Source organism: Microcystis sp. M113S1 (assembly GCF_020246945.1).
Lineage (GTDB): Bacteria > Cyanobacteriota > Cyanobacteriia > Cyanobacteriales > Microcystaceae > Microcystis.
Genome location: NZ_JADBSA010000058.1, coordinates 1 through 7,026 on the forward strand (window position 1 = coordinate 1; position 7,026 = coordinate 7,026).

Annotated in this window: 6 protein-coding genes and 1 pseudogene; 3 read left to right on the plus strand and 4 right to left on the minus strand. The window is 43.3% G+C overall.

Annotated features, from left to right (window positions below; all coding sequences use genetic code 11):
• Window positions 1-138: 138 nt before the first annotated feature.
• Window positions 139-948, minus strand: coding sequence for an SDR family NAD(P)-dependent oxidoreductase (locus tag IM319_RS03465; RefSeq protein ID WP_287696962.1), 810 nt, complete (start codon window positions 946-948; stop codon window positions 139-141).
• Window positions 949-1,712: 764 nt separating this feature from the next.
• Here IM319_RS03465 and IM319_RS03470 point away from each other — a divergent pair.
• A complete protein-coding gene (locus tag IM319_RS03470) occupies window positions 1,713-2,123 on the plus strand; it encodes a VOC family protein (RefSeq protein ID WP_287734655.1) in 411 nt (136 codons plus the stop codon).
• Here IM319_RS03470 and IM319_RS03475 read toward each other — a convergent pair.
• Window positions 2,090-3,274 carry a class I SAM-dependent rRNA methyltransferase gene (locus tag IM319_RS03475; RefSeq protein WP_287734656.1) on the minus strand — a complete coding sequence of 395 codons (1,185 nt, stop codon included), beginning with the start codon at window positions 3,272-3,274 and terminating at the stop codon, window positions 2,090-2,092. The genes IM319_RS03470 and IM319_RS03475 overlap by 34 nt on opposite strands.
• Window positions 3,275-3,460: 186 nt before the next feature.
• On the opposite strand from IM319_RS03475, the gene IM319_RS03480 reads away from it, so the two are divergent.
• Window positions 3,461-4,246, plus strand: coding sequence for an MlaE family lipid ABC transporter permease subunit (locus IM319_RS03480; RefSeq protein ID WP_287734657.1), 786 nt, complete (start codon window positions 3,461-3,463; stop codon window positions 4,244-4,246).
• Between the two features lie 266 nt (window positions 4,247-4,512).
• On the opposite strand, the gene IM319_RS03485 is transcribed toward IM319_RS03480, so the two are convergent.
• Window positions 4,513-5,865, minus strand: coding sequence for a TIGR03279 family radical SAM protein (locus IM319_RS03485; protein WP_287734658.1), 1,353 nt, complete (start codon window positions 5,863-5,865; stop codon window positions 4,513-4,515).
• Window positions 5,866-6,087: 222 nt separating this feature from the next.
• Between IM319_RS03485 and IM319_RS03490 the strand changes: the two genes are divergently transcribed.
• Window positions 6,088-6,399 carry an ISAzo13-like element transposase-related protein gene (locus tag IM319_RS03490; RefSeq protein ID WP_287078216.1) on the plus strand — a complete coding sequence of 104 codons (312 nt, stop codon included), beginning with the start codon at window positions 6,088-6,090 and terminating at the stop codon, window positions 6,397-6,399.
• A 262-nt stretch (window positions 6,400-6,661) separates the two neighbouring features.
• Here IM319_RS03490 and IM319_RS03495 read toward each other — a convergent pair.
• Window positions 6,662-6,754, minus strand: a pseudogene (locus tag IM319_RS03495) (Rpn family recombination-promoting nuclease/putative transposase); the annotation flags it as partial.
• Window positions 6,755-7,026 lie beyond the last annotated feature (272 nt).

The window sequence follows — 7,026 nt, forward strand, 5'->3', positions numbered from 1 at the left end:
CTTTTTCCCTGAAAATTAGGTAATTGACCACCTGAAAATGGGTAAAACCCCACACCCCACACCCCACACCCCAACCCCCAACCCCCAACCCCCAACCCCCAACCCCCAACCCCCACCGAAAAACTTTTTCAGCAGACCCTAGTTAAACACTTCTCGCCATCCTCGCTTTCCTTTGCTTTGACGTAAGGGAGAAGCTAAATCGACAATTTTCTCAAGCAGTTTCGGGGCAAATTTTTGGCCCCAAAGAGCTAGATGACTTTGCCAACCGACGACAATTTCCGTTTTTTCCCTATTTAACCCGGTAATTAGGGTTTGGGCGACTTCTTCGGCGCTCATCGGTTTTAACCATCGAAATAACTGCAATTCTCGCACCATATCCGTATCGGTTAAAGAGGGTAAGAGGGTGACAACTTTGATGTTGTGTTCTCGTAATTCCGACCTGAGAGCTTGACTAAAACCCAAAATGGCAAATTTGGTGGCCGAGTAGGTAGCGAAGCTAGGAGCGGCAATTTTACCCATCATGCTGGAAACATTGACAATCGTTCCCTGTCCCCTAATTGCCATCCGGCGAGCAATTAAGCGAGTAACCGTGTACATGGCCATCAGATTTAAAGATATTTCTGCTTGCACTTGCGAGAATCGCGATCGCAGAAAGGGGGTTTGATGGGCAATACCGGCACAGTTAACGAGGATATCTATGCCACGGCATTCTTGCCAAACGCGGATAATTGCAGGACTAACAAGGTCATTTTCGGTTAAATCCAGGGCTAAGGGTGTGGCAATGACCCCTAGGGACTCAATTTCTTTCGCTAGTTTTTCTAATCGCTCTTGATCTCTGGCAACAATCACAATTCTGCTTAAACCTTGTCGGGCTAATTCTAAGGCGATCGCTCGTCCAATGCCCCGGGATGCCCCCGTGACTAGGGCTGTTTTTCCCTGTAATTTCATGATCAAACTCCTGTTTTAAGCAACAGTACGGGAATTTATTGGTTTTGCTTCTGAAATCTTTGATTTGTGCATCTATGCCCTACATAAGTAGCGAAGCAATCGAGGGATAGATGGATAGGTTAGGGTGCATGGGGTTTTTCCTCCTTCAAAGCGCACTCTTGAACCCACGGTAACAGTTGTCTTTACAAACAGCAATCTTTTTTAACACTTTTTCCTCAAAATCACTCGATCGGATGAACGCTCAGGGTGATCCTCGATCCGATGGAAATGGTCCCAGAGGACTTTCAGATATAGGTAGGGTCTGCTGAAAAAGTTTTTCGGTGGGGGTTGGGGGTTGGGGGTTGGGGGTTGGGGGATGGGGGATGGGTTTTACCGATTTTCAGGTGGTCAACTACCTAATTTTCAGGGAAAAAGTACCTGAATTTTCCCCCCGATCACTCCAAGGGTTGGCACTTTTTGAGGTCAAAAAAGTCTAAAAGTCTTACCCAACAAGGTTTTTATATTTATTCAGCAAACCATAGGTATTTTAAAGAGCTTACTACCGAGGGAGATATAGCAAATAATGGGTTATTTAGGACGCTTTCAATTTTCAAACTCTTATCTGAACAGGGTTTCAGCGATGGATTGTCCTAAGCACCTTGGTCTTTGCTATAGAAAGTCTGACAATGGACGCGACTACTATTGGCAGTACAACGGACTTGACATCCTCACCGCACTGAAGTAGATCTTTTGGGCAATCTCCCATCTCCTAATCCCCAACCCCAATGAATAACCCCCCCGATAGTCCATTCAATTACACAGAAGCTTTTATTGCCCTAGGAACGAGTAATTTCGATCGCTCGGTGCAGTTTTATCGTCAACTGTTGCAACAGGAACCAAACCCCTACCTTGCCGCCGTTTATGCGGAATTTAGGCTGATTAACCTTAAATTAGGTCTTTTTTGCCCTAAAGAGTCCCACAGAGACGAATTTAGCGATTCTAGGGGCAGTAGCATGAGCATTTGTTTTGAGGTGGAGAGTCTCGAAAAAGCCCTCGATCATTTGAGCGAAATCGGCTATGGTGCTAGGGGAGAAATTAGCCAGGCTTCCCACGGTCCGGAAATCTACATCTATGATCCGGATGGTAATCGTTTAATTTTCCATCAATCCACCGCTAAAACCAATCCTTTCAGGTAGGAACCTTCCGAGTGATAGATACTGGTGGGATGGTCCGCCGGTTGGCTTAAACGTGCTAAAATTCGCACTGGGCGAGCCGATTCAATGGCGGCAGCCATGACAGCACCCTGAAAATGTTCTTCGTTAACCACTTGGGAACAGGAAAAGGTGAAAATAATACCTTGCGGGCGAATTTTCTGGAAAGCTTGGTAATTTAATCTTTTATAAGCCATAACCGCCTGATGACGGGATTGGATACTTTTGGCAAAAGCGGGGGGATCGAGGACAATCAGATCGTAATCCTCCTGACAGTCGCGCAGGAAGTTAAAAACATCGGCGCTGTAGGATTGATGGGGAACTTCACCGAGATTATTCAGGGCGATATTTTTTTCGGTAAGATCGAGCGCACCGTGGGAACTATCAACGGAATGGACTAGGGCAGCCCCCGCTTGCATAGCATAGACGGAAAAGCCGCCAGAGTAACAAAAAGTATTTAAAACCCGTTTATTCTGGCAATATTGGGACAATATTGCTCTATTTTCCCTTTGATCGAGGAAAAATCCTGTTTTTTGTCCTTTTTCCCAATCAATCATAAAGCGGTGGCCAGATTCTAACACCTCATCGCCAGTTTTTTGACCAAATAAGTATTTATTTTCGGAGATATGGGCGCTTTTCGCCAAAACTGCGGCACTTTTATCGTAGATTGCCCGTAAATTGTCAGCGTAGATAGTTTTCAGGCAATCGACAATCAGATCGAGACGTTGGTATAAAGCTAGGGAATAAGCTTGAATAACCGCCGTGCCATTGTACCAATCGACGATTAAACTGGGTAAACCGTCTCCTTCAGCGTTAATTAAGCGATAACAGTTAGTTTTCGGGTTATCGACTAAACCGATTTGTTGCCGCAGCTGATAGGCATTCTGGAATTTTTCGAGAAATAATTGAGCAATATCGCTGACTTTTTGGAAAGAAAGAATTTTAACGGCAATATTGCTAGGATTATACAGTCCAGTGGCTAGATATTCGCCTTGATCGCTATAAACCTCCACGATAGCACCCTCTTTGACTTCCCCCTCCATCTCTTTAATCGCTCCGGAAAATATCCAAGGATGGAATCGTTTAACGGCATCAATTTTATGGTTTCTCAGGATAATTTTCGCTAAATCTGGCATGGATAAAGAATCAGGGTTGATAGCTGACGACTACTAGACAATTCTATTATCCCCTGCTGGCAGCGCAAAACCATGGTTTGTTATCCCTCGATCGAGTGGCATCAAACCAAGTCCTAACAATCGAGGGATAATCAGAGGGAATTCTCGCCTATAATAAGTTAGATTTTAGCGATAGTCCCTCGACAAATGCCAAGAAAAAGTGATGCTGCCGGTGGTTTAAGTTTATGGTTCCAGCGTTTGGGGGCTGCTGGTTTATTAGCGGGACAAACTTTTTTACATATTCTTAATGGCAAAATCCACCGGCGTAATACTCTTGAACAAATGAGTATTGTTGGGCCAGAATCCTTGACAATTGCCCTAATTACGGCTGCTTTTGTGGGTATGGTTTTCACTATTCAGGTAGCCAGAGAATTTATTTTTTTTGGGGCGGGTAGTTTTGTTGGGGGAGTCCTTTCCTTGGCTTTAACAAGAGAATTAGCCCCGGTTTTAACCGCGGTGGTGGTGGCGGGGAGAGTTGGCTCGGCTTTTGCCGCCGAAATTGGTACAATGCGAGTAACAGAACAAATTGACGCTTTATATATTTTAAAAACCGATCCGATCGATTATTTGGTCATTCCCCGGGTGATTGCCTGTAGTTTAATGTTACCCCTGCTCACTATTATCTCTTTAGTCACTGGCCTACTCGGTGGTTTATTTATTTCCGATAGTCTTTACGGTATTTCCTATTCCCTATTCTTACAATCAGCCCAAAATTTTCTGGAAACATGGGATTTAATTAGTTCTATGTTAAAGTCCCTAATTTTTGGGGGTTTAATTGCTATTATCGGTTGCAGTTGGGGTTTAACCACCACCGGCGGTGCTAAAGGAGTTGGTCAATCTACTACCACGGCTGTGGTAACTTCTTTGTTAGCGATTTTTGTGGCTAATTTTTTCCTCTCTTGGCTGATGTTTCAAGGGACAGGTGCTGAATAAATCTAAAAACTTTGTTGGATAAGGCTTTTAGACTTTTTTGACCTCAAAAAGTGCCGGACCTGGGGGTGATCGGGGGTAAAATTCAGGGACTTTTTCCCTGAATTTTAGGTAACTGACTACCTCAAAATCGGTAAAACCCTACACCCTACACCCTACACCCCACACCCTACCCCCACCGAAAAACTTTTTCAGCAGACCCTACTTAATACCGCTCACTAAAAACTCAAATCTGATCACCGATTACTGATAATTGTCTATTTTCAAGATTAGGATTTGTTCAAGGGATTGAGAGTAAGACAAGTTTTAATTAATTCCTCCACTCCCAGGACTGGATAAATAGGGACTCCTAACTGATTAATAACAGTTTCTAGGGTGAGATCATCTAAAAATACCGATTCCCCATGCTTGAGCATGAGGGAGGGTAATAAAACCCCATCCCCAAGATTTTTACCTTGTAATCCTTTGAGAATATCTTGCCCGGTTAATAAACCCGTAACCGTGATTTCCTGTCCCCAATAATCACTATTTAAAGCCACTAATTCCACGGTTAAACCCCGCCGATTATTTAACTGTTTAACTAGGGGTTGAAAGGCTTGTTCTACCGCATTTCCCACTACCCATATCAATCGTCTAGATGGAGTAATTTGAGCAGGTAATAACTTCTTGGCTGTCTTCTGAAAATCCCTAATAAATTGACGAATCGAGCCAACTCCGTTACCGATTTGGGGATAGTCTTCGTAGTGAGATTGAGGTGGTAAATCGACTCGGGCAATTAAAAACCATTCATCAGCTAACCACACCACATTACTGCCAAATTCTTGACAAAATTGTTTCTGTAAAGTTTGGACTTGTTCGATCACTTCTCGCGCTTTTTCTTGGCTAACGGGAATTAATTCATCTTCTTGGGGACGAAAGCGGGTTAATCCCACGGGAACTACGGCAACCGACTCCACACAGGGAATATCTCCCCGATGAAAAGAAACCAGATCTAACAGGGTTCTTTCGAGATGAATTCCATCATTAATATTGGGACAAACTACCACTTGGGCATGAATTTGTAATTGTCTGGCTTGTAGCCATTTTAACTGGTCTAAAATTTGACCAGCGCGGGGATTTTTTAAGAGACGAATTCTCAGATCGGGTTCCGTGGCATGAACGGACACAAAAAGCGGTGATATGTGCATCTTTTCGATGCGCTGCCATTCTTTTGAGGTGAGATTAGTTAAGGTTAAATAACTGCCATAGAGAAAACTTAAGCGATAGTCATCATCTTTATAGTATAAAGTTTCTCTTTTGCCCTCTGGTTGTTGGTCGATAAAGCAAAAAGGACATTTATTATTGCACTGAATTAAGCCATCAAAAAGGGCAGTTTCAAACTCTAAACCTAAGTCTTCATGATAATCTTTTTCGATTTCTATCCGGTGAGTTTTGCCCTGACGATCAAGCACTTCTAGGGTTAAAAATTCATCGGCACATAAAAATTGATAATCGATTAAGTCCCGGGGACGATTACCATTGATAGAGAGGAGCGCATCCCCGATTTCAAAACCCACCTCAGCGGCGATCGAATCTGGGATGACACCACTAATTTTAGCTGGACGAATAGTTAATTCACTCATATTTTTAGGTCGCCATCCAATTATTTAACTGCATTTCGAGAGAGTCTTTGGCCTTGTCTCACTTTTGTCAAGCTAATTCTACAGCATGGCCGATTGTTTAGAGTTGTGGTGGCAAGAAAATCAAGCAATCTATCCAGGGTTAGAAGAATTAGTCATTGATTTAGACACCAGGAGCCGCCACTGGCAGCAACCGCAGCCAATTTATCAAAAGAATGGTAGACTTTGCCCGAAAAACGCAGTGGCAAATACGGCTCATCTACTATCCGCAAATGCCATAGTAAATATAATCCAATTGAACGGTGTTGGGCAGTCTTAGAGAACTATTGGAATGGGGCAATTTTGGGTTCAATTGATGCGGCTCTTAATTGGGCTTCTAACATGACTCGGAAGGGCATAAAGCCTCTAGTGCATTTGCTAGAAGGAACTTATGAAAAAGGGGTGAAGGTTTTGGCTAAAGAACTAGAACAATTGCAACCTTTCTGGCAGCGTTCTGAAGCTTCACCCAAATGGGATGTGACGGTTCTACCCTCCTAGCTAGCAGCTTATTTTTACGCAAGTCCCTTATCGGTGAGAGTTCGAGGTTATCTGCGTCCGGTTACTTTTCGGCAAATTGTTCCCAATTAAGAGAAGACTTGCGGGATTTTCGGGGTTGCCGATTTTTGCTTGATGGCTACCGGCAAAAGATAGCCACCGGCAATTATATCAATTTATCAAAGTTAGGAGAATCATTTACTGTTAATTGATAGCGATCAAGATTGGGAAACTATGATTAAAATAGGATCACCTTGAACTTTTCCTATTCCCCTTGAGTTGCTTGTCTAACCTGTTCGATCTCTAATTCTAAAGCCTGTGCTATCTGTTCAAAGTTTAATCCTAATGCCAATAAACGCTGCTAATTCGGGTCTGCTGAAAAAGTTTTTCGGTGGTGGTAGGAGTCAGGAGTCAGGAGTCAGGAGCCGGTCGTTTCAGGCTTTGTTGCCCTTGTTTTTTGTACCAAGCGATGTACTACAAGAATGATAAAGCAAGGTTTTTGAAAGTCCCAATCCTATTTTCGCAGCATGAACATCGGACTTTAACAGGTCAAAAGCTTTATTTTAAAATGGTTTTACCATTATTCAGCAAGCCCTAATTATCTACAGGGTTGGTGGCGAAGGGGTGGAA

Excerpts from the sequence above, each read along its gene's own strand:
- IM319_RS03465 (WP_287696962.1), bottom strand. The coding sequence starts at position 948 with ATGAAATTACAGGGAAAAACAGCCCTAGTCACGGGGGCATCCCGGGGC.
- IM319_RS03470 (WP_287734655.1), top strand. The coding sequence starts at position 1,713 with ATGAATAACCCCCCCGATAGTCCATTCAATTACACAGAAGCTTTTATT.
- IM319_RS03475 (WP_287734656.1), bottom strand. The coding sequence starts at position 3,274 with ATGCCAGATTTAGCGAAAATTATCCTGAGAAACCATAAAATTGATGCC.
- IM319_RS03480 (WP_287734657.1), top strand. The coding sequence starts at position 3,461 with ATGCCAAGAAAAAGTGATGCTGCCGGTGGTTTAAGTTTATGGTTCCAG.
- IM319_RS03485 (WP_287734658.1), bottom strand. The coding sequence starts at position 5,865 with ATGAGTGAATTAACTATTCGTCCAGCTAAAATTAGTGGTGTCATCCCA.